Genomic DNA, 22,194 nt, shown 5'->3' on the forward strand with positions numbered 1-22,194 from the left:
TCCCCGCCTACCTGGGGCGCTCAGCGGTACAGCGCCTCGATCTCCTCCGCATACGCCTTGTAGATGCTCGAGCGCCGCACCTTCATGGTCGCGGTGACCTCGCCATCGTCATGGTCGAGTTCCTTGGTCAGCAGATGGAAGCGGCGCACCTGGGACACCTGCGCGAGGCGTGCATTGCCGCGCTGGATTTCGGCATCGATGAGTTCGCGCACGCGCGGCAGTTCGACCAGCGAACGGAAGTGCGTGAAGGCCAGGCGTTCGGCCTCGGCCCATTTCCCGACCGTCTCGTAGTCGATCTGCACCAGCGCCGAGACGAACTTGCGCCCCTCCGCCACCACGATGCATTCCTTCAGGTAGGGGCTCGCCTTCATGGTGTTCTCGATCTCCGAGGGCGTGAGGTTCTTGCCGCCCGCGGTGATCATGATGTCCTTGAGCCGGTCGACGATGCGCAATTGGCCGTCGGCTTCCTCGGCCACCACGTCGCCGGTGTGCAGCCAGCCCGCTTGCACCGACGCCGTCGTGGCTTCGGGGTTCTTGTAGTAGCCGCAGAACACCATCTCGCCGCGGATCTGCAGCTCGCCCTGCGCACCCACGCGGTATTCGACGCCCTCGGTCACCGGCCCGACGGTGCCCACCTTGACCTGGTCGATGCGGTGGCCGCAGACCATGCCGGTGGATTCGGTGAGGCCATACACCTCGACCAGCGGCACGCCGAGCGTGCGGAAGAAGCGAACCACGTCGGGCGGGATCGGCGCCGCGCCGGTCAGCGCCACGCGCGCATTGCGCAGGCCGATGAAGTTCTGCAGCGCGCGCAGCACCGTCCAGTAAGCCAGAAAGAAGCGCAGCCGTTCGCCGGCGTTCCATTGCGCGCGCGGTTTCTCGGCCAGTGGCGCACAGCCGGCCAGCGCGCGGCGGTAGAGCGCGCGCCGCAGCCGGCCGGTCTCCTGCATCTTGATGCTGATCGCGGCATGCAGCTTTTCCCAGATGCGCGGCACGCCGAGGAACATGCTCGGCGCCACCTCGCGCAGGTCTTCCTGCACGGTGCGGATCGACTCGCCGAAGTTCACCTGCGAGCCCAGGTAGAGCGGCACGAACGTGGTGAGCATCTGCTCGGCCACGTGGCACAGCGGCAGGTAAGACAGGTGCGTGGTGCCGGCATCGAGCTGCAGCCGCTCCACGATACCGGGCACGACGCCGCGGATGTTGCGCCAGGAGATCATCGCGCCCTTGGGCGCGCCGGTGGAGCCCGAGGTGTAGATCATGAGCCCGATGTGGTCGAGCGACTGCGCTGCCAGCGCGGTGTCGATGCGCGCATCGCCCTCCTGCGCCTGCAGTGCGGCGCCGGCCGCTTCTAGCTCGGCGAAGCTCATCATCCGGTCGCGCTCCGCGGGAGCGTAGCTCGCGAGGCCCTTGGTCTCGATCACGATGATGCGGCGCAGCTTCGGCAGCGCATCGATCGCCTCGAGCACCTTGTCGGCCTGCTCCTGGTCTTCGCAGACCACGACCTCGACGTCGGCATGGCCGACCACGTAGGCCACCTCGTTCGTCGGGCTCGTGGGGTACACGCCCACCGTCACCGCACCGAGCAGGCCCGCGCCCATCTGCGCCAGCACCCATTCGACCCGGTTCTCGGAAATGACGCCCAGGTGGCCGCCGGCCTGCATGCCCAGCGCCGCGAGGCCCAGGCCCACGTGCGCCGCGCGTCGGTGGTAGTCGGCCCAACTCAGCGGATGCCAGATGCCGAAGTCCTTCTGGCGGATCGCGATGCGCGCGCCCTGTGTGCGCGCCTGTTCGCGCAGCATCTGCGGCAGTGTGCGTTCGGGCAGGTTCATGACAGCCAGCGCTTGCGACGCTTGTAGTGCTTGAGCCCGCGGAAGCTCCTGGATTCGCCCGCGCCACCCACGCCGAGATAGAACTCGCGCACGTCGGGGTCGGCCGCGAGCCGCTCGGCGCTGCCGTCGATCACGATCTTGCCGTTCTCCATGATGTAGCCGCTGTCGGCCACCGCGAGCGCCAGGCTGGCGTTCTGCTCCACCAGCAGCATCGACACGCCGCGCTCGGCGTTGATGCGCGCGATGATGCCGAAGATCTCTTCCACCAGCTTGGGCGAGAGGCCCAGCGAAGGCTCGTCGAGCAGGATCAGCTTGGGCTCGGCCACCAGCGCGCGGCCGATGGCCAGCATCTGCTGTTCGCCGCCCGAAAGGTAGCCTGCGAGGCCTTTGCGCCGCTCGTGCAGCCGCGGGAAATACGCGTACACCGCATCGAAGTCGCGCGCCTGCGCGCCGCGGCCGACGCGTGCATAGGTGGCGGCCACCAGGTTCTCCTCGACGGTCAGGTCCTCGAACACGCGGCGGCCCTCCATCACATGCGCGAGCCCTCGCCGCACCAGCTGCTGCGGCGCGAGCCGGTCGGTGGGCTGGCCGTCGAAGGCGATGCGGCCGGCCTCGAGCGCGCCGTCTTCCAGTGGCAGCAGGCCAGAGATCGCCTTCAGCGTGGTCGACTTGCCCGCGCCGTTGCTGCCCAAGAGCGCCACGATCTGCCCGCGCGGCACGGCCAGCGACAGGCCGCGCAGCACCTGCACGACCTTGTTGTAGACCACCTCGACGTTGTTCACCTCCAGGATGGGCTCGCCGCTTGCGCTCATGACCGCTCTTTCGCTCACTTGTCCAGCGAAATCCAGTCCGACGCCGGCACCATCTTCTGCGCCTTCATGTCGGCGCGGTAGACGCGGCCCACCGGGATCGAGTTGCCCTTAATGGTGATCGGCACGCCGATCAGGCCGCCGGTGTCGAAGTCCTTGATGCTGTTGAGTGCGGCCTTCAGGTTCTTGCCGTCGAGTGGCTTGCCGGCGTCGAGCGTGCGCTTGGCGGCCTCGGTGAACAGCATCGCGGTGAGAAAGCCCTGCGTGTAGGCGGTGCTCTGGTACTCGGGGCGCATCGCGCGGATCTTCTCGAGCATTGGCGCCTTGGCCGAGGTGTCGTAGTAGTAGCGGTAGGGCATCACGCCCATGAAGCCGTCGCCGGCTTCGCCCATCTTCATGACGGTGGAGCTGTCCATGGTCCAGAAGGTGCCCATCCACTTGCTGGTCATGCCCATCTGCTTGCCCTGCTGCACGAACTCGGGAATCGGCGCAAGGATGTAGCCGTGGAAGATCGTGTAGTCGGGCGCGGCGCGGCGCAGCTTGATGACCTCGGTCGACACGTCGACGCTGCCGGCCGGCGTCATGATCTTGACCGGCACCGTGAGGCCCAGCTTCTTGGCGGCCGCCTCGCTGGCCTCGATCGGGTCGCGGCCGAACTCGGAGTCGGAGTAGACGAACGCGACCTTGGCACCGGGCTTCTCCTTGGCGATGTGGCGCAGCAGGATGCCGATCATTTCGGTGTAGTCGGGGCCGACCAGGAACTGGTGCGGGTACTTGGCGGGGTCGTTGAGCTCGGAGGCGAACGAGGCGCCGGCCATCAGGATCTGGCCGCTGCGGTCGAGCTCGGGGTTGATGGTCTTCGAGAAACCCGTCGAGTCGCCGTAGTAGAGGTTGACCTTGTTCTGGCTCGTGATCTTCTTGAAGGCGGCCACCGAGACATCGACCTTGTAGCCCGTGTCCTCGGGCACGTAGCGCAGCTTGCGGCCCTTGATGCCGCCCGCGTCGTTGACGATCTTCACGTAGTCGGCAATGCCGGCGTTGATGCCGATGCCCGCGAAGGCGAACACGCCGGTCATCGGGATCGAGCCGCCGATGACGATGTCTTCGGCGCTGCCTTGCGCGTGCACGGCGAGCGGCGCGGCGAGTGCGGCCGCAGCGGCCAGCACGAGTGCGCGGCGGCGCAGGGCGGGAGTCTTCTTGAAGTCGGATGCCATGTTCGTCTCCTTGTCAGTTCTTGAAAGGCCACAGATGAAAGAAACGGCGGATGCGCCGCCACACTTCGGCGAGCCCGTGTGGCTCGAAGACCAGGAAGCCGACGATCAGCAGGCCGAAGACGACCGTGCGCACCGGCGAGAGGAAGACCGTCATCTCGTGCCCGCCCGGCAGCAGGTCGAACACCAACTTGAGCAGCTCGGGCACCATGGTCATGAAGACGGCACCGAGGATGCCGCCCAGGATGGAACCCATGCCGCCGACGATGATCGCGGCCAGGAAGAAGATCGACATCAGGAGCGGAAAGCTCTCGGGCGTGACCACGCGGAAGAAGTAGGCCCACATGCCGCCGGCCACGCCGGCATAGAACGACGACAGGCCGAACGAGAGCAGCTTGTAGCGCAACAGCGGAATGCCGAGCACCTCGGCCGAGATGTCGCGGTCGCGAATGGCGATGAAGGCGCGGCCCACGCGCGTGCGAAAGAGGTTGGCCGCGCCCAGCAGCATGAGCAGGGTGATCGGCACGATGAGCCAGTAGAGGCGGAACGAGGTGTCGAGTGCGAAGCCGAAGATCTGCGCCGGCGGCAGCGAGAGGCCCGAGGTGCCGCCGGTGAGCGTGAGGTTGGCAAAGAGAAAGTGCGCGATGAACGAGGCCGCGATGGTGGCGATGGCCAGGTACAGGCCCTTCACCCGCAGCGACGGAATGCCGACGATCAACCCGCCGACCATGGCGACCACGCCGCCCGCGAAAATGTTGAGCAGGAACGGCGTGCCGAAGCGGATCTGCAGGATGGCGACGGTGTAGGCGCCCAGCCCCATGAAGGCGGCCTGGCCCATGCTGACCAGGCCGGTGTAGCCGGTCAGGATGTTGAGGCCGGTGGCGCTCGCGACGTTGATGGCGACGAGGCAGGCGAGGTACAGCCAATAGGCGTCGGCCATGAACGGAAACAGCACGAGCAGCGCGGCGCCGATGGCGAGCCAGGTCTTCTGGGTGCGCGAGTCGAACAGCGCGGCGTCGGCGGTGTAGCTTTGCTTGAGGGTGCCTATGCGCATCTCAAAGCCTCTCGATCTCATGCGTGCCGAACAGACCGTACGGACGGATCATCAGCACGACCACGAGCACGACGAAGGTCGCCAGCAGCTTGTATTCGCCGCCGAGGTACGTGCCCGCGAGCGCTTCGACGAGGCCGATGAAGAGGCCGCCCACCAGCGCGCCGAGCACGCTGTCGAGGCCGCCGACGATCACCACCACCAGCACCGACAGCCCGAACACGCCCATCGACGACGAGATGCCGCCGATCGCGCCGACCACGATGCCCGCGACCGCGGCGATCATCGCCGAGGCCACCCAGGCGAGCGAGAACACGCGCGGCACGTTGATGCCCATCATGTAGGCCGCGCCCTGGTCGGAGGCCGTGGCCCGCAGCGCCACGCCACCGCGCCAGAAGCGAAACAGCAGCAGCACCAGCGCGATCAGCACCAGCGCAGCGAGCGCGCCATACGCCACCTTGGGCGCCAGGAAAGCATCGCCCACCATCACCGGCGCATTCGGCATGAACTCGGGCAGGCGGCGCTGGTCGGCGGTCCAGACGATCTCGACCACGCCGACCAGCACCGAGGCCAGCCCCACCGTGACCATGAAGGCGGAGATCGGCGGTTGGCCGAGCAGCGGCCGGATCATCGTGCGCTCGACCACCGCGCCCAGCAGTCCGGTGCCCAGCACCGAGCCGAGCATCGCGAGCCAGATCGGCAGCGAGAAGCTCGCGGCGAACGCGAAGAAAAGGTAAGCGCCGATCATCAGCATCTCGCCGATCGCGATGTTGACCACGCGCGTGGCCTTGTAGACCAGCACGAAGGCCAGCGCCGCGAGCGCATAGAGCCCGCCGCCGGCCACACCCGTGAGCGCGATCTCGAACAGGTAGGCCCAGTCCATCAGCCGGCCTCCGCTGTGGCTGCGGCTTGCGCACTGCCGCGCAGCCTGCGCCGCAGCTCGCCCACGTCGCCGGCGCCCAGGTAGGCGCGCACCACCTCGGGGTCGGCCTGCACCTCGGCCGGCGAGCCCTGCGCGATCACCTGGCCGAAGTTGAGCACCACCACGTGGTCCGACAGGTCCATCACCATGCCCATGTCGTGCTCCACCATCAGCACCGTGATGCCCCATTCGCGGCGCACGTCGAGGATGAAGCGCGCCATGTCCTCGGTCTCTTCCCGGTTCATGCCGGCCACCGGTTCGTCGAGCATCAGCACCTTGGGCCGCATGGCCAGCGCGCGTGCCATCTCCACGCGCTTCTGCAGGCCGTAGGGCAGGGCGGCCACGCTGGCGTGGCGGATGTGATCGATCTCGAGGAAATCGATGATGCGTTCCTCCACGTCGCGGCGCAGCTCGGCCTCTTCGCGGCGTGCGCGGCCCAGGTAGAAGAGCGCATCGAACACGTTCGATTTCAGGTGCACGTGGCGCCCGAGCTTGATGTTGTCGAGCACCGTCATGCCGCGGAACAGCGCGATGTTCTGGAAGCTGCGCGCCAGCCCGAGCGCGGCGCGCTTTGGCGCCGGCAGGCGCGTGATGTCCTGGCCCTCGAAGACCACGCGGCCCGCGGTGGGCCGGTAGAAGCCCGAGACCGTGTTGAACAGCGAGGTCTTGCCCGCGCCGTTGGGGCCGATCACCGCAGTAATCGATCCGGGCTGTACGTCGAAGCCCACGCCGCTGAGTGCCTTCACGCCGCCGAAGGCCAGCGTGAGCGCTTCCACGCGCAGCACGGGCGCGGCGGTGCCCGGGTCGGCGGGCGGGTGGGCGCGCAAGGGCTCGGTGTCGGCGTGCATGGCGTCGAGTGGGTGTCTTGATGTCAGGGTTGTTACCGCGTCGGCATTCGGAGCTACTTGCCCGTAGAATTTCTACTCTTCGGTAACATGGTCATCTTGTAGACGCACTCACGCCGTGACATCAGGACTTACCCCTGCGCGCAAACCCGGATCGCCGCCATGACCCTCACCAAGCGCCGTGCCGCCGCCGTCAAGGCGCCGCCGACCGTCGCGGCCGAATCGCCCTGGGTGCCATCGGCCAAGCGCGCCATGCAGCGCGAGCTCAAGCGCCAGGCGGTGCTGCAGACTGCGGCGCAGCTGTTCAACGAGCGCGGCTTCCATGCCACCTCGCTCGACGACATTGCCGAGCGGCTGCACGTGACCAAGCCGACGCTCTACTACTACGTGAAGAGCAAGGACGACATCCTGCTCGAGTGCGTGCGTGCCGCGCTGGGCATGATGCAGGAGGGCATCGACACGGTTCGCCGCAACGGCGGCCGCGCGCTCGACCAGCTCATGGCCTGCATGCGCAGCTACGCGGGCATCGTCTGCGAGGATTTCGGCATGTGCGTGATCCGCATCGGCGAAGACCCGCTGCCCGCGCCGCTCAGGAAGGAACTGCGCCGCCTCAAGGCCGGCATCGACCACGAGTTCCGGCGGCTCATCGCCGAAGGCATCGAAGAGGGCTCGATCGCGCCTTGCGATCCGAAGATGGCCGCCTTCATGCTTGCCGGCGGGCTCAGCTGGATCGGCCGCTGGTACCGCCGCGACGGCGACTTCACGCCCGAGCAGATCGCCGACCAGGGCATCGCGCTGCTGCTGAACGGCGTGCTGCAGAAGGCGCCCGTGCCCGCCGCGGCCGGCAGCGGCGCGCGCCGCAAGCCCCGCGCAGCGGCCGCGCCCAAATTGGCTGCATGAACAAGGAGCACCCACGATGACCGACACCACTACCACCCCGGCCGCAGCGCCGCTCGAAGTCGGCCGCCAGGGGGCGATCGCCACCCTGCGCTTCAACCGCCCCGCCGCGCTGAACGCGATCGACGTGCCGATGGCCGAGGCCTTTCTGGCGGCGGTGCGTGGCATTGCCGCCGACCGCTCCGTGCGCGCGGTGCTGCTGAGCGGGGCCGGCAAGGGTTTCATGGCCGGCGGCGACCTTGCGCTGCTGCAGGCTGACCCGGCAGGCGGCGCGGCCGCGCTGATCGGTCCGCTGCACGAGGCGCTGGCCGTGCTGGCCACCATCGATGCGCCCGTGGTGGCGCAGGTGCACGGCGTTGCGGCCGGTGCCGGCCTGAGCCTGATGCTGCAGGCCGACTTCGTGCTCGCGGCCGAGGGCACGCGCTTCAACCTCGCCTACGTCAACATCGGCACGAGCTGCGACGTGGGCGCCTCGTGGGCGCTGCCGCGCTGGGTGGGGCTGCGCCGTGCGCTCGAGATCGCGCTGCTCGGCGACATGCTCGACGCCGCCGCGGCCGAGCGCGTCGGGCTCGTCAACCGCGTGGTGCCGGCAGAGGCGCTGGCGTCCGAAGCGATGGCGCTCGCCGAGCGGCTCGCAAAGGGGCCGACGGTGGCGCTCGGCCAGCTGCGGCGCCTGATGCGTGCCAGTTTCGATCGCGAGCTGCCGGCGCAGCTCGCGGCCGAATCGGCGGCCTTCCAGGTCTGCGCTGCCACGGCCGATTTCCGCACCGGCGTCGATGCCTTCTTCGCGCGCAAGCCGGCGCATTTCGAAGGCCGCTGAAGAATCCTTTCCCTACTTTCTTGATCCAGGAGCATTCCATGACCTCACGCGAGATCTTCGTCGTCGGCACCGCCCGCACGGCCATCGGCACTTTCGGCGGTTCGCTGAAGGACGTGCCCAACACCCAGCTCGCCACCACCGCGGTGAAGGCCGCCATCGAGCGCAGCGGCCTCGCGCCGTCGGCCATCGGCCATGTGGTGATGGGCAACGTGATTCCCACCGACACCAAGGACGCCTACCTGAGCCGCGTGGCGGCCATCGATGCCGGCTGCCCGATCGAGACGCCGGCCTTCAACGTCAACCGGCTCTGCGGCTCGGGCCTGCAGGCGATCGTGTCGGCGGCGCAGGCCATTGCGCTGGGCGACTGCGACATCGCGATCGGCGGCGGCGCCGAGTCGATGAGCCGCGGCCCGTACTTCGATACCGCCGCGCGCTACGGCGCGCGCATGGGCGACGCGGTGCTGGTCGACTACATGCTCGGCATCCTGCACGACCCGTGGGAGAAGATCCACATGGGCATCACCGCCGAGAACGTGGCCGCGCGCTACGGCATCACGCGCGAGCAGATGGACGAACTGGCCGCCAGCAGCCAGCAGCGCGCGGCGGCCGCCATTGCCGCAGGCCGCTTCAAGGAGCAGATCGTTCCGGTCGAGGTGAAGACGCGCAAGGGCGTGGTGCTGTTCGACACCGACGAGCATGTGCGCGCCGACACCACCGCCGACGCGCTGTCGAAGATGAAGCCCGCGTTCAAGAAGGACGGCCTCGTCACCGCCGGCAATGCTTCGGGCATCAACGACGGCGCTGCGGCCGTGGTGCTGGCCGAAGGCGCGCGCGTCAAGTCCGACGGGCTCAAGCCGCTGGCCCGCCTGGTGGGCTATGCGCACGCGGGCGTCGAGCCGGCCTACATGGGCATCGGCCCGGTGCCGGCCACGCGCAAGGTGCTGGAGCGCACCGGCCTGAAGGTGGCCGACTTCGACGTGATCGAATCGAACGAGGCGTTCGCAGCGCAGGCCTGCGCAGTCATCAAGGAGCTGGGCTTCGATCCGGCCAAGGTGAACCCCAACGGCTCGGGCATTTCGCTCGGCCATCCGGTGGGCGCGACCGGCGCGATCATCACGACCAAGGCCATTGCCGAACTGCACCGCGTCGGCGGCCGCTACGCGCTGGTGACCATGTGCATCGGCGGCGGCCAGGGCATCGCCGCGGTGTTTGAACGCGTTTGAAGGCACACTGGCGGGCATGCCTCGCCCACCGCTCCTGATCGACCCTGCCGAGGTCGAGTTCAGCGCCATCCGCGCCCAGGGCGCGGGCGGCCAGAACGTCAACAAGGTGTCGAGCGCGGTCCACCTGCGCTACGACATCCCTGCCAGCTCGCTGCCCGCCGACGTGAAGGAGCGGCTGCTCGCGCTGCGCGACAGCCGCATCACGCAGGAGGGCGTGTTCGTGCTCAAGGCGCAGACGCACCGGACGCAGGAGATGAACCGCGCCGATGCGCTCGCGCGGCTGCAGGCGGTGGTCGACAGCGTGGCGACGCCGCCGCGCGTGCGCCGCGCCACCAAGCCCACCTACGGTTCGAAGCAGCGCCGCCTCGAAGGCAAGAGCCAGCGCGCGCAGGTCAAGAGCCTGCGCGGGCCGGTGCGGGACTAGGGCCTGTTAACACTACGCAAGGGGTCGAGCTTCCCTCCGGGTTGCTCCGCCAAGGGGCCGTCTGCGGCGTTGCCCGCGCTTGCAAGGCGCCAGCCTTGCTGCGCGCGGGCGCCTTGCAGCCAGCCCCTTGGCGAAGCAACGCGATCCCCTTGCGTAGTGTTAACAGGCCCTAGACACCGCGTTGTTGCGCTCGCGAAGCACCGCGTCGAAGCGCTCGATCCGCGCCAGCGCGAAGGCCGGGCGCTGCTGCACGCGCTGCCACCAATCCGCCAGGCGCGGGCTGCGCTCGCTCGACAGCGCCTGCGGCGCGAGTTCGGCGATGCGCGCCACGAAGGGCACGGCCGCGATGTCGGCCAGCGAATAGCGCCCGCCGACCAGCCATTCGGCATCGGGCTGCAGCATCGCCTCCATCTTGTCGACCAGCGCCAGCAGCTTCTCGAGCGCGGCGGCTTTCTCTTCGTCGGTATAGGGCTGGCGGGCGATGCGCAGCCAGGCCTCGCGCCGCTCGGGCGTGGGCACGCGGTCCAGGCGTTCCTGCAGCTGGGCGTCGCTCCACTGGCTCGCGCCGGGCTGCAGCGCGATGCTCCAGTTGAGGATCAGCAGGTTGGGCAGCGATTTCTCGTCGGTCCAGCGGACGAAATTGCGCATCACCGCACGCTGGTACGGGTCGGCGGGGCGCAGCGGCGGGGCGGGGTGCAGGTCGTCCAGGTACTCGCAGATCGTCGAGCTTTCGTAGAGCGATTCGCCGTTGTCGAGCTGCAGCGCGGGCACCACGCCGTTCGGATTCATCGCCAGGTAGGCCGGCGAATGGTGTTCCTGCCGCCCCATGTCGATCGGGACGCTCTCGTAGGCCAGCCCTTTCTCGGCCAGGCAGAGGCGCACGCGGCGCGAGGCGCTGGAGAGCCAGCCGTGGTAGAGCTTCATGGAATGAGCACCGCGGCGCCGGTGGTGGCGCGGCTTTCGAGTTCCTCGTGCGCGCGCCGCACGTCGGCGAGCGCATAGCGATGGCCGACCGCCAGCTTCACCTGGCCGCCCAGCACCACGTCGAACAGCGCCGCAGCGCCGCGCCGCAGGTCGGCGGCCGTGGAGATGAAGGTGCGCAGCGTCGGGCGCGACACGCTGAGCGACTTCGCATGCAGCCGCTGCAGGTCGAAGGCCTCCACGTCGCCCGATGCGGTGCCGTAGTTGATGGCCATGCCGAGCGGGCGCAGGCAGTCGAGCGACGGCAGGAACACGTCCTTGCCGACCGCGTCGTAGACCACGGCCACGCCCTGGCCGTCGGTGGCCGCCAGCGTGCGCGCGACGAAGTCCTCGCTGCGGTAGTCGATCACGTGGTGGCAGCCGTGCGCCAGCGCCACCGCCTTCTTCGCCTCGGAGCCGACGGTGCCGATCACGATGGCGCCGAGCGCGCGCGCCCACTGCGACAGGATCACGCCCATGCCGCCCGCCGCCGCATGCACCAGCACCGCCTCGCCGGGCTGCACCACGTGGAGCCGGCGCAGCAGGTACTCGGCCGTGAGGCCGCGCAGCAGCGTGGCGCCCGCCACTTCCTCCGACACGCCCGCCGGCAGCGGCACCACGCGGTGCGCCGGCACGTTGCGCACCGCCTGGTAGGCGCCGGGATGGAAATACGCCACCGACTGCCCCACCCGCAGGCCCGCAGTCTCGGTGCCGGGCCCGAGGGCGTCGACCGTGCCCGCGCCCTGCGCGCCGAGCACGACCGGAAACGCGGTCACCGCATGCGGCCCGTGCGAACCGCGGCGCTGGTAGATGTCGGCGAAGTTGAGGCCGATCGCCGACTGCCGGATGCGGACTTCGCCCGGGCCGGGCTCGCCGACGTCGACCTCGACCGTTTCGAGCACGTCGGGGCCGCCGTGGCGCTGGATTCGAATGGCTTGGGTGCGCATGGTGTCAGGCCTTGCTTGTCGACTTGCGCCGGCCGGTGGCGGCGCGCTGCGTCACCGCCAGTGCATCGGCCGCGACCTCGGGCGTGGCGATCGGCGCCGCCACCGGCACGCCGTGCGGCATGCTGGCGATGGCGTCGGCATACACGTTGCCGCCGCTCGAGATGTGCCCCGTCATGCCGCGGTCGGCGGCGTCCTCGTCGCCATTGAGGATCGCCTCGAGCACCACGCGGTGCTCGGCCAGCGAGTTGCGGATGCGGCCGGGCCGGTCGAACAGCGTGCGCTGCGGATGGCGCATGCGCAGCCGCATCGCACGCAGCTGGCGCGCCAGCACTTCATTGAGGCTGCCGTCGTAGATGATTTCGTGGAAGCTGCGGTTGGCCGCGCCGTAGAGCTCGGCATCGTTCCTGGAGGCGGCATCGCGGCAGGCCTTGTCGGCCTCTTCGAGCAGCTTGCGCTGCACCGCCGGCATGCGGCGCGCCGCGAGCCGCGCTGCCAGGCCTTCGAGCTCCATCAGGATCTCGAGCATTGCGACGTATTCGGGCACCGACAGGCTCGCCACCACCGCGCCCTGGCGCGGCACCGTGGTGACCAGGCCCGCCGACATCAGCTGCAGCAGCGCTTCGCGTGCGGGGGTGCGCGACACCTCGAAGCGCTCCATGAGCTCCTGTTCGTCGATGCGGGAGCCGGCCGTCAGGTGGCCGGAAGTGATTTCCGCCTCGAGGGCGGCGCGGATCTTGTCGCTGAGGTTGATGCGTGTCGATGGGGGCATGGGCGTCTCCGATGGGTTGGATTCTATCTAGCACCGTGCACGGAAGATCGATTTAAGAATACGTATAAACCCGTTATGTATTTTTATAAGGTTCATACGTACACTGAAAAAGAGCCGGCGCATTTCGCCAACGACCCCGGCCACGGAGACCCCCATGCCACTGAACAGACGCCATTTCCACGCCCTGGCCGGCGCGGCCGCATCGGCAGCCGCGCTCTCGCCGTGGCTTGCCGCGCACGCCCAGGCCTCTTCTTCCTCGTCGCTCGACGCGCTGCACGAAGCCGCGAAGAAGGAGGGCGAACTCACCTGGTACATCGTCTACCTGCCCTCGGAAGATGCCGAGCTCATGTCGCGCACCTTCACCGCGCGCTATCCGGGCGTGAAGGTCAACGTGGTGCGCACCACCGCGCAGGTCGCGTTCCAGCGGCTCAACCAGGACCTGAAGGCGAAGACGGCCAACTGCGACGTCTTCTCCTCGACCGACGTCGCGCACTACCTCGACCTCAAGAAGCGCAAGCTCCTCGCCAGGTACGTGCCCGCGGCCTCTGCGTCGATGGACAAGCGGCTGCAGAACCTCGACCCCGACGGCTACTTCCACGTGGCGAGCGTCGCGATGGTCGGCCTGGTCTACAACACGCAGAAGGTCAAGCCCGAGGACGCGCCCAAGAGCTGGAACGACCTGATCGACCCGAAGTGGCGCGGCCTGGTGTCGGTGGGGCATCCGGGCTTCAGCGGCTTCGTGGGCGTCTGGGCGATCGAGATGCGCAAGCTCTATGGCGACGGCTGGTTCAAGAAGCTCGCAGCCAACAAGCCGCAGGTGGGCCGCTCGATCATCGACACGGTCACCACCGTGACCTCGGGCGAACGGTCGATCGGGGCCGGTCCTATCAACCTCGCGGCCATGATGGCCAACAAGGGCAATCCGCTCGCCATCGTCGCACCGAAGGAGGGGCCGGTGCTCATGCTCTCGCCCTCGGCGATCATGGCCAACGCGCCGCATCCGAATGCGTCGAAGCTGTTCATGGAGTGGCTGCTCGGCAGCGAAGACGTCGACAAGCTCTCGATCGAGCGCTTCGGCGTGCCCAAGCGTGCAGGCGCCAAGCCGCGCCCGGGCGTGCTGGGCCTCGACGACAGCAAGGCCGCGCTGCGTCCCGATCCGCAGGAATCGGTGGACGGCGTGCCCGAAGTCATCGACCTGTGGCGCGATGCCTTCGGTGTCTGAGGCGGTGGTGCCGTCCTCCGCGCAGGTGCTGCGCGCACCGGTGCCGTCGCGGTTCGCCGATCCGTCGCTGTGGCTGTTCGGCATCCTCGTCGTGCTGCTGGTGCTGCTGGTCGCCAACCCGATCCTGCGGCTGGTGTGGGACAGCTTCAGCGCCACCGACGGCGGCGCCACGCTGCGCAACTACACGAGCGCTCTCGGGCGCAGCCGGAACCTGCAGGCGCTGCTGAATTCGCTGTACCTCGGCGGCGCGGTCACCGTGCTGGCGCTCGCGCTCGGCGTGCCGCTCGCGCTGGCGGTCTCGCGCACCAACATGCCGTTTCGCAACCTCACGCACATGGGCGTGCTCGCGGCCTTCGTCATGCCGAACTTCCTCGGCGCCATCGCGTGGATCCTGCTGGGCGGGCCGAACGCGGGCTGGCTCAACCGGCTCTGGCTCGGGGTGTTCGGCGGCGACGCGGGGCCCTTCAACATCTACAGCTTCTGGGGCCTGGCGTTCGTCATCGCGCTCTACACCTTTCCGCTGATCTACGTCTTCACCAAGTCGGCGCTCGACCTGATCTCGACCGAGCTCGAAGACGCCGCATCGATCCACGGCGCGGGCAAGTTCCGCACGCTCACGCGCGTCACGCTGCCGCTCGTCTTGCCGTCGATCGTGGGCGCGGCGATCCTGATCTTCCTGGAGTCGGTGGCGCTCTACGGCACGCCCGCGCTGATCGCGATTCCCGCGGGCATCAACCTCGCGACCACGCAGATCGTGTCCTTCTTCGAGTACCCGATGCGCGTGGAGCAGGCGGCGGCGTTCTCGATGCCGATCCTGGTGCTCACGGTGGTGATGCTCTGGGTGCAGCGCCGGCTGCTCTCGCGCAAGGGCTTCGTCTCGGTGTCGGGCAAGGGCGGCGAGCGCCGGCCGTTCGACATCGGCTGGTGGAAGTGGCCGCTGCTGGGCTATGCCGCCTTCGTGTCGCTGCTCACGGTGGTGATGCCGCTCGCCATCCTGGTGACCGCATCGCTGTCGAAGGCCTGGGGTCGCGGGCTCGCCAGCGGCAACCTCACGCTGGCCAACTACCGCGCCATCTTCTTCGAGCAACTGACGGTGCGCGAAGCCATCGTGAACACCGTGCTGTATTCGGGCGCGACCGCGCTGGTCTGCGTGCTGATGGGCCTGTGCGTGGCCTATGCGGTGCAGCGGCGCATCACGCCGTGGCCGAACGTGGTGCAGTTTCTGGCGCTGGCGCCGATCGCGGTGCCGGGCCTGATCCTGGCGATCGGGCTCTACGCCGCCTACGCCGGGCCGCCGTTCTCGCTCTATGGCACCGGCACGCTGATCGTGGTGGCCTTCACCACGCGCTTCCTGCCGATCGCGGTGACCGCCTGCGCCGCCGCGGTGCGCTCGCTCAACCCCGAGCTCGAGGAAGCGGTGCGCGTGCTCGGCGGCGGGCGCATCACGGTGCTGTCGCGCGTGGTGTTCCCGCTGCTCAAGACCACGCTCGTGGGCGTGTTCATCCTGGTGTTCGTGATCTGCACCAAGGAGCTCTCGACCGCGGTGTTCCTCACGGGCCCGGCCTCGCGCGTGGTGTCGGTGCTGACGCTCGACCTCAGCGAGCAGGGCAACTACGAGGTGCTGGCCGCAATGGGCGTGGTGCTGGTGGTGATCACCACGCTGGTGGTGGCTGCCGGGATGCGCATCGCGGGGCGCGACTTCATGCTGCGCCGCGGCTGAACGAAACGAAGAACGAAACGAAGAACGAAACGAAGAACCCACCCATGTCCAAGCTTCGACTGCAGAACATCCACAAGCGCTACGGCGCCACCGCGGTGGTCAACGACCTGAGCCTCGAACTGCGCCAGGGCGAGCTCGTCACGCTGCTCGGCCCCTCGGGCTGCGGCAAGACGACCACGCTGCGCATGATCGCGGGCTTCATCGAACTATCGGAAGGCGCCATCGAGATGGACGGCCGCGAGATCTCGGGTGCCGGGCGCACCGTGCCGCCCGAGCACCGCGGCATGTCGATGATCTTCCAGAGCTATGCGATCTGGCCGAACATGACGGTCGCCGAGAACGTGAGCTTCGGCCTCGACGTGCGGCGCACGCCGGCCGAGGAGTCGAAGCGCCGCGTGGGCGAGATGCTCGAGGTGGTGCACCTGTCGCACCTGGCCGAGCGCTATCCGGCCGAGCTCTCGGGCGGCCAGCAGCAGCGCGTGGCGCTGGCGCGCGCAATGGTGGTGCGGCCCGAGGTGCTGCTGCTCGATGAGCCGCTGTCGAACCTCGACGCCAACCTGCGCGAAGAAATGGCCGGCGAAATCCGGCGGCTGCACGACGAGTTCCGCTTCACCACGGTCTACGTCACGCACGACCAGTCGGAGGCGATGACCATCTCCGACCGCATTGCGGTGCTCAACCTCGGCCGGCTCGAACAGGTCGACACGCCGTGGAACCTCTACAACCGGCCGCACACGCCGTTCGTGGCGGGATTCATCGGCCGCACCAACCTCGTCAACGCGACGCTGAGCGCGGGCTGCATCCGGCTCGACGGCCTGCACGGCGAAGTGCCGGTCGACGGCGAGGACGCCCGCGACCGCGCCGACGCGCGCGTGTCGATCCGTCCGCAGTCGCTCTATCTCGGCACACCCGTGAGCGGCTCGCTGCCGATGGGGCAGGTGTCGGTGGTGGCGCGCACCTACCTCGGCGAATACTGGGACTACGTGGTGCAGCCGGTGGGCGGCGGCGGCACGCTCAAGGTGCATGCGCCGCCGTCGAGCGTGCTCGAGATCGGGCACGAGTCGGCGCTGTCGCTCGACCCGCGCGGCGTCGCCGTGGTGAGCTGAGCATGCAGCTGCCACATCAAAGAAAGCACATGATGTCCGATACAGCCACTCCGTCCCCACTGCCGCTCTCGCGCTACAAGGTGCTGGACCTCACGATTGCCCGTGCCGGTCCCGTGGCCGTGCGGCTGCTGGCCGACTGGGGCGCCGACGTGACGCGCGTCGACCCGCCGCCCGCGCAGGACCGCGGCTCCGTCACCGGCCGCCGGCGCGGGTCCGACGAGCAGAACCTGCATCGCAACAAGCGCAGCCTCTGTCTCGACCTGAAATCGCCGCGCGGCGCGGAGGTGCTGCGGCGGCTCATCGCGCGCAGCGACGTGGTGGTCGAGAACTTCCGCGCCGACGTGAAGGAGCGGCTCGGCCTGGGCTACGAGCAGCTCCGTCGCATCAACCCGCGCATCATCCTCGCGAGCATCTCGGGCTTCGGTCAGGACGGGCCCTACAGCGACCGGCCCGGCGTCGACCAGATCGTGCAGGGCATGTGCGGGCTGAGCTCGGTCACCGGCGAGCCGGGCCGTGGGCCGGTGCGCGTGGGCATCGCCATCTCCGACACCACGGCGGGCATGTTCCTCGGCCAGGGCATCCTGCTCGCGCTGCTGCACCGCGAGCACACGGGCGAGGGCCAGTGGGTGCATACCTCGCTGATCGAGAGCATGCTCAACAAGCTCGACTTCCAGGCCGCGCGCTATACCGTCGACGGCGAGGTGGCGCAGCAGCAGGGCAATTCGCATCCCACGCTCGCACCCATGGGCACCTACCGCGCGCGCGACGGCATGGTCAACATCGCGGCCACAACGGCCCGAATGTGGGCGGGCTTCTGCGAGGCGCTCGATGCCCAGGCGCTGCTCGCGCACCCCGACTACCAGGAGGCTGCCTCGCGGCTCGCGCACCGCGCACAGCTCGATGCCGACATCGACGGCATCACCTCGCGCTTCGACACCGCCGAATTGGTGGCGCGGCTCAACCCCGCGGGCGTGCCGTGCGGCCCGATCTACGACATCGGCCAGGCCTTCGAGGACGCGCAGGTCAGGCACCTCGGCATGACGCGGCCCGCACGGCATCCGGTGCTCGGCGACATCGCGCTGCTGCGCTCGCCGATCAACCTTTCGGCTTGCCCGCATCCGGCGCAGTTCCACCTGGCGGGGCCCGACCCCGGCGCGCAAAGCGACGCGCTGCTCGAAGAGCTGGGCTACGACACGGGCGCCATCGAGGCGCTGCGCGCCGAAGGGGCAGTGGCATGAACCGCCTTCAATTGGCCACGCCGAAGATCATCGCCGAGATCGAGGACGGCGTGGGCTGGCTCACCTTCAACAACCCCGAGCGCCGCAACGCGGTGTCGCTCGAGATGTGGCAGGGGCTCGGCGATGCGGCCGAGGCCTTCGAGGCCGACCCGCAGGTGCGCGTGGTGGTGATGCGCGGTGCCGGCGGCCGGTCGTTCGCGGCCGGGGCCGACATTTCGGAGTTCGAGCAGTTCCGCGCCAATGCCGAGCAGAAGGCCGCCTACGGCAAGGTCGCCGCGCGCGGGCAGGGCGGGCTGGCACGGCTCAGCAAGCCGCTGGTCGCGATGATCGAGGGCTTCTGCATCGGCGGCGGGCTGGCATTGGCGCTGACCGCCGACGTCCGGATCGCCACCGCGGGCTCGCGCTTCGGCATTCCCGCGGCCAAGCTGGGGCTGGGCTACGAATACGCGGGCATTGCGGCGCTCGCGCGGCTGGTGGGGCCCTCGGCCGCGAAGGACATCCTGTTCAGCGCGCGTTTTCTCGAGGCTGACGAGGCGCATCGCATCGGCCTGGTGAACATGATCGCGGCCGACGGGCCGCAGCTCCTCGAACAGGTGCGCGCCTATGCCGCCGGCATTGCCGGCAACGCGCCGCTCACGGTGCATGCGGCCAAGGCGGCGGTGCGTGCCTTCGAAGGCTACTCGGCCACGCCCGAGGCCGAGGCGATCGAGGCATTGGTCGACCGCTGCTTCGACAGCGAGGACTACCGCGAAGGCCGCCGCGCCTTCATGGAAAAGCGCACCCCGGTTTTCAAAGGACGATGACAAAGATGGGCATTCCCGAACTGACGATCGACGGCGCCGTGGCGCGCATCACGCTTCGACGCCCCGCGCAGGCCAACCGGCTCGAACCCGATGACCTCGCGGCCATCGCCGCGCACATCGCGGCGGTGAACGCGAAGCCCGAGGTGCTGGTGCTCGCGCTGCAGGCCGAAGGAAAGTACTTCTGCAGCGGCTACGACATCGGGCGCATCGGTGCCTCGCGCGACGTGGCCTTCGACGCGGTGGTGAACGCGCTCGAGGAGGCCCGGCCCGTGACGCTGGCGCTGCTGCAGGGCAGCGTCTACGGCGGCGCCACCGACTTCTCGCTGGCCTGCGATTTCCGGCTCGGCGTGGTGGGCATGGACATGTTCATGCCGGCCGCGCGGCTCGGGCTGCACTTCTATGGCCGCGGCCTGGAACGCTACGTGACGCGGCTCGGCCTGGACAACGCCAAGCGGCTGTTCCTCACGGCCGAGCGCATCGGCGCCGAGGAGATGAAGGCGATCGGCTTCCTGACGCACCTGGTGCCCGCGGCCGAACTCGCGGCGGTGGGACAGCGCCTGATCGACACGCTCTCGGCGATGGCGCCGATCCCGCTGGTCGGCATGAAGAAGCACCTGAACCGCATCGCGTGCGGCAGGCTCGACGCGGCCGAGCTCCAGCACGACATGGCGCAGGCCGCCCGGTCGGAAGACCTGCAGGAAGGCCAGCGCGCCTGGGCCGAGAAGCGGGCGCCGCGCTTCACCGGACGGTAGGGCACGCGCACGCGACCGGTCAGGCCATGCGCTCCGACAGGAAGTCGAGAAACGATGTGATCCGCGCCGACAGCTGCGTGTTGCGGTAGTACACCGCGTTGACCGGCTGGCGCACGTCGACCGTGTCCCTGGGCAGCAACTGCACCAGGTCACCGCGCGCGCGGTCGGCCGCGGTCATGAAGTCGGACAGGCACACGATGCCCACGCCGGCAAGCGCGAGCTGGCGCAGCGTCTCGCCGCTCGATGCCGAGAGCGACGGCGTGATCGTCCATTCGTCGCCATGCAGGCCGCGCAGCGGCCAGCGGTTGAGCGACTCGGGCTGCGTGAAGCCGAGCAGCGCATGCCCGGCCAGCTCGGCCACCTTGCGCGGCTTGCCGTGCGCTGCGAGGTAGGCCGGGCTCGCGAGCACGCGCAGGCGGTGGGTGCCGAGCGGACGGGCATGCAGCGTGGAGTCGCGCAGCGGCCCGATGCGGATCGCGATGTCGGTGCGGCGCTCGAGCAGGTCGATCGGCAGATCGTCGGTGTCGAGCTCGAGCGCGATCTGCGGAAAGCGCCGGCGGAATTCCGGCACCAGCGGCACGATCGCATGCAGCATGAAAGGCGACGCTGCGTTCACGCGCAGCCGCCCGGCCGGCTGCTCGCGCCGCGCAGCGAGCAGCTCTTCGGCCTCGTCGATCGCATCGAGGATGGCCCGGGTGCGCTGCAGGAAGGCGGCGCCTTCCTCGGTCAGTTCGAGCCGGCGCGTGGTCCGCCGCAGCAGCGTGGTCTGGAGCTTCTGTTCGAGCCGGCTCAGCGCGCGGCTGACGCCCGAGACCGTTTGCGAAAGCTGCTCGGCCGCGGCCGTGATCGAGCCGGTGTCGACCACCGCGCGGAACGCGGCCAGTTCATCGAGCGTGGTCTTCATGCGGCGCTTCGCCGGTGTTGCGGCTCGTGAGTGCCGCGAGCGCCTCGCTGTCGGTGCGGTAGCTGAAGAGCATCGGCCCTGGCGCGAGCAGCCCGGCGCGCTCGAGCACCTGCAGCGCCGGCAGCTTCAGGCCGCTCAGGTGCAGGCGCACGCCCTTGGCTTCGAGCATGCGGCGGATCGAGCCGAACACTTCGGCGCCCGTGATGTCGATGCGGTTGATCGGCTGGGCGAACAGGCACACGTCGGTCAGCTCGGGCCGCTCGGCCAGCGCGACGGTCAGGGTGCGCTCGAGCGTGGAGGCAGTCGCGAAGTCGAGCTCGGCGTCCATGCGCAGCGCATAGAGCTGCGGCGCCAGCGGCGGCAGCTTCCAGAGCTGGCGGTCGCGCAGGCTGCCGTCGGGATGCAGCCCCACCTCGATGATGCGCGGATGCAGGTGGCGGTACATGTAGTGCGCCAGGCTCGCGAGCAGCCCGCCCAGCACGCCCCAGTAGATGCTCGGCGCCGTGGCGATGGTGAGCACGAAGGTGCCGAACGAGATGCCGGCCTCGATGCGCGACACGCGCCACAGCGCCACGAAGCTCGCCGGCCTGACCAGCCCGAGGATGGCCGTGACCACCACCGCCGCCAGCACCGCCTGCGGCACGTGGTAGAGCAGCGGCATCAACCAGAGCAATGCACCGGCCACGACCACCACGCTGAACAGCGTGGCCCAGCCGGTCTGCGCGCCGGCATAGAGCGTGATGGCCGAACGCGAGAACGACGAGCTGGTAGGGAACGCGCCCGAGAAGCCCGAGGCCAGCTTGGCCAGCCCCTGGCCGATCAGGTCCTGGTTCTCGTTCCACAGCGTGCCCGCGCGCGCGTTGTCGACCTTGGCGCTCGAGGCGGTCTCGAGAAAGCTAACGAGCGTGATCATCAGCGCCGGCAGCACCAGCGCGCTGAAGGTGTCCAGGGGCAGCAGGCTCGGCCAGTAGAAATCGGGCAGGCCCGAGGGCAGGCTGCCGACCACGGCACCGCCGCGCAACGCGTAGTCGATGGTCCAGCTGATGGCCGCCGCACCCGCGACCAGCGCCATCGTGGTCGGAAAGCGCGGCACCAGCCGCTTGCCGAGCCACAGCACCGCGATGCCGCCGAGCCCGAAGGCGATTGCCACGAAGTCGGGCGGTGGCCCGCCCTGCAGCACCTGCGGCAGGGCGCGCCCCGTGTAGCCGAGCAGCGCCGGCAGTTGCGAGATGGCGATCAGCACCGACGCGCCCTGCGTGAAGCCGATGAGCACCGGCGAGTTGACCAGCCGCAGCAGCCAGCCGAAGCGCCCGACGCCCAGCACGATCTGGATCACACCCGACATCAGCGTGAGCCACACCGCCATCGCCACCCATTCGGGGCTGCCGGGCACCGCGAGCGGCGCCAGCGAAGCGCCGACCAGCAGGCTAGTGAGTGCCGTGGGCCCGACCGACAGCCGCTGCGACGAGCTGAAGATCACTGCGATGAGCGCCGGGAACAGCGCGGCATACACGCCCGTGACCAGCGGCATTCCCGCGAGCGCCGCATAGGCCACGCCTTGCGGCAGCACCATCAGCGCCACCGTGATGCCGGCGATGGCCTCGTTGCGCAGCAGCGCGGCAGAAGGGCGGGGCCATGCAAGGCAGGGAACCCAGCGCGACAGGCGCTGGCGCAGGGAGGGCGAAGAGGAGGAGGCTGCGGAATTCATGAAAGAGAGATGGCGACCGCGTAGCACCCGC

At 69.2% G+C, this 22,194-nt stretch carries 21 protein-coding genes; 10 read left to right on the top strand and 11 right to left on the bottom strand.

Annotated elements, in window-relative coordinates:
• Positions 1 to 20: 20 nt before the first annotated feature.
• From AC3A6R_RS01730 to AC3A6R_RS01755, 6 genes are read right to left on the bottom strand one after another with little or no spacing between them, the layout of a single operon-like run.
• The gene (locus AC3A6R_RS01730) at positions 21 to 1,832 is read right to left on the bottom strand and encodes an AMP-dependent synthetase/ligase (RefSeq protein ID WP_487863586.1); all 1,812 of its coding nucleotides are present in this window, start codon (positions 1,830 to 1,832) and stop codon (positions 21 to 23) included.
• Positions 1,829 to 2,644: an ABC transporter ATP-binding protein gene (locus AC3A6R_RS01735; RefSeq protein ID WP_487863587.1), complete on the bottom strand. Its 816-nt coding sequence runs from the start codon at positions 2,642 to 2,644 to the stop codon at positions 1,829 to 1,831. The genes AC3A6R_RS01730 and AC3A6R_RS01735 overlap by 4 nt, the downstream gene beginning before the upstream one ends.
• A gap of 14 nt (positions 2,645 to 2,658) precedes the next feature.
• Entirely contained in the window at positions 2,659 to 3,855 is a 1,197-nt protein-coding gene (locus AC3A6R_RS01740) for an ABC transporter substrate-binding protein (protein WP_487863588.1), read from the bottom strand.
• 13 nt (positions 3,856 to 3,868) lie between these two features.
• Positions 3,869 to 4,906: a branched-chain amino acid ABC transporter permease gene (locus AC3A6R_RS01745; protein WP_487863589.1), complete on the bottom strand. Its 1,038-nt coding sequence runs from the start codon at positions 4,904 to 4,906 to the stop codon at positions 3,869 to 3,871.
• 1 nt (position 4,907) lies between these two features.
• Positions 4,908 to 5,786: a branched-chain amino acid ABC transporter permease gene (locus AC3A6R_RS01750; protein WP_487863590.1), complete on the bottom strand. Its 879-nt coding sequence runs from the start codon at positions 5,784 to 5,786 to the stop codon at positions 4,908 to 4,910.
• Complete coding sequence (locus AC3A6R_RS01755) at positions 5,786 to 6,673, bottom strand: ABC transporter ATP-binding protein (RefSeq protein ID WP_487863591.1); 888 nt, start codon at positions 6,671 to 6,673, stop codon at positions 5,786 to 5,788. Before AC3A6R_RS01755 ends, AC3A6R_RS01750 begins: the two co-directional genes overlap by 1 nt.
• A 159-nt stretch (positions 6,674 to 6,832) precedes the next feature.
• Here AC3A6R_RS01755 and AC3A6R_RS01760 point away from each other — a divergent pair, with 159 nt between their 5' ends.
• The 4 genes from AC3A6R_RS01760 to arfB are packed head-to-tail and all read left to right on the top strand — an operon-like array spanning position 6,833 to position 10,034.
• Entirely contained in the window at positions 6,833 to 7,570 is a 738-nt protein-coding gene (locus AC3A6R_RS01760) for a TetR/AcrR family transcriptional regulator (protein ID WP_487863592.1), read from the top strand.
• A gap of 16 nt (positions 7,571 to 7,586) precedes the next feature.
• Complete coding sequence (locus tag AC3A6R_RS01765) at positions 7,587 to 8,387, top strand: enoyl-CoA hydratase/isomerase family protein (protein WP_487863593.1); 801 nt, start codon at positions 7,587 to 7,589, stop codon at positions 8,385 to 8,387.
• Between the two features lie 38 nt (positions 8,388 to 8,425).
• Positions 8,426 to 9,610, top strand: a complete 1,185-nt coding sequence (locus AC3A6R_RS01770; RefSeq protein ID WP_487863594.1) for an acetyl-CoA C-acyltransferase family protein — start codon at positions 8,426 to 8,428, stop codon at positions 9,608 to 9,610.
• A gap of 16 nt (positions 9,611 to 9,626) precedes the next feature.
• Positions 9,627 to 10,034 carry an alternative ribosome rescue aminoacyl-tRNA hydrolase ArfB gene (arfB, locus tag AC3A6R_RS01775; RefSeq protein WP_487860005.1) on the top strand — a complete coding sequence of 136 codons (408 nt, stop codon included), beginning with the start codon at positions 9,627 to 9,629 and terminating at the stop codon, positions 10,032 to 10,034.
• 159 nt (positions 10,035 to 10,193) lie between these two features.
• Here arfB and AC3A6R_RS01780 read toward each other — a convergent pair whose 3' ends face one another.
• Genes AC3A6R_RS01780 through AC3A6R_RS01790 form a run of 3 tightly spaced genes read right to left on the bottom strand, consistent with a single transcriptional unit; the run spans position 10,194 to position 12,710 of the window.
• On the bottom strand, positions 10,194 to 10,958 hold the full coding sequence (locus tag AC3A6R_RS01780; RefSeq protein ID WP_487860006.1) for a glutathione S-transferase family protein: 765 nt from the start codon (positions 10,956 to 10,958) through the stop codon (positions 10,194 to 10,196).
• Positions 10,955 to 11,941, bottom strand: a complete 987-nt coding sequence (locus tag AC3A6R_RS01785; protein ID WP_487860007.1) for a quinone oxidoreductase family protein — start codon at positions 11,939 to 11,941, stop codon at positions 10,955 to 10,957. Before AC3A6R_RS01785 ends, AC3A6R_RS01780 begins: the two co-directional genes overlap by 4 nt.
• 4 nt (positions 11,942 to 11,945) lie before the next feature.
• Complete coding sequence (locus AC3A6R_RS01790) at positions 11,946 to 12,710, bottom strand: GntR family transcriptional regulator (RefSeq protein WP_487860008.1); 765 nt, start codon at positions 12,708 to 12,710, stop codon at positions 11,946 to 11,948.
• A gap of 154 nt (positions 12,711 to 12,864) precedes the next feature.
• Between AC3A6R_RS01790 and AC3A6R_RS01795 the strand changes: the two genes are divergently transcribed.
• The 6 genes from AC3A6R_RS01795 to AC3A6R_RS01820 are packed head-to-tail and all read left to right on the top strand — an operon-like array spanning position 12,865 to position 19,551.
• A complete protein-coding gene (locus tag AC3A6R_RS01795) occupies positions 12,865 to 13,932 on the top strand; it encodes an ABC transporter substrate-binding protein (RefSeq protein ID WP_487860009.1) in 1,068 nt (355 codons plus the stop codon).
• Entirely contained in the window at positions 13,916 to 15,652 is a 1,737-nt protein-coding gene (locus tag AC3A6R_RS01800) for an ABC transporter permease (RefSeq protein WP_487860010.1), read from the top strand. Before AC3A6R_RS01795 ends, AC3A6R_RS01800 begins: the two co-directional genes overlap by 17 nt.
• 44 nt (positions 15,653 to 15,696) lie before the next feature.
• Positions 15,697 to 16,758: an ABC transporter ATP-binding protein gene (locus AC3A6R_RS01805; protein WP_487863595.1), complete on the top strand. Its 1,062-nt coding sequence runs from the start codon at positions 15,697 to 15,699 to the stop codon at positions 16,756 to 16,758.
• A gap of 32 nt (positions 16,759 to 16,790) precedes the next feature.
• A complete protein-coding gene (locus AC3A6R_RS01810) occupies positions 16,791 to 17,996 on the top strand; it encodes a CaiB/BaiF CoA transferase family protein (RefSeq protein ID WP_487860058.1) in 1,206 nt (401 codons plus the stop codon).
• Complete coding sequence (locus tag AC3A6R_RS01815) at positions 17,993 to 18,799, top strand: enoyl-CoA hydratase (protein WP_487863596.1); 807 nt, start codon at positions 17,993 to 17,995, stop codon at positions 18,797 to 18,799. Before AC3A6R_RS01810 ends, AC3A6R_RS01815 begins: the two co-directional genes overlap by 4 nt.
• A 5-nt stretch (positions 18,800 to 18,804) precedes the next feature.
• Positions 18,805 to 19,551: an enoyl-CoA hydratase/isomerase family protein gene (locus tag AC3A6R_RS01820; RefSeq protein ID WP_487863597.1), complete on the top strand. Its 747-nt coding sequence runs from the start codon at positions 18,805 to 18,807 to the stop codon at positions 19,549 to 19,551.
• 19 nt (positions 19,552 to 19,570) lie between these two features.
• On the opposite strand, the gene AC3A6R_RS01825 is transcribed toward AC3A6R_RS01820, so the two are convergent.
• The gene (locus tag AC3A6R_RS01825) at positions 19,571 to 20,455 is read right to left on the bottom strand and encodes a LysR substrate-binding domain-containing protein (protein ID WP_487860014.1); all 885 of its coding nucleotides are present in this window, start codon (positions 20,453 to 20,455) and stop codon (positions 19,571 to 19,573) included.
• Positions 20,436 to 22,163, bottom strand: a complete 1,728-nt coding sequence (locus AC3A6R_RS01830; protein WP_487860015.1) for a SulP family inorganic anion transporter — start codon at positions 22,161 to 22,163, stop codon at positions 20,436 to 20,438. The genes AC3A6R_RS01825 and AC3A6R_RS01830 overlap by 20 nt, the downstream gene beginning before the upstream one ends.
• Between the last annotated feature and the right edge of the window lie 31 nt (positions 22,164 to 22,194).

The organism is Variovorax sp. Soil_C_19, from assembly GCF_057657255.1.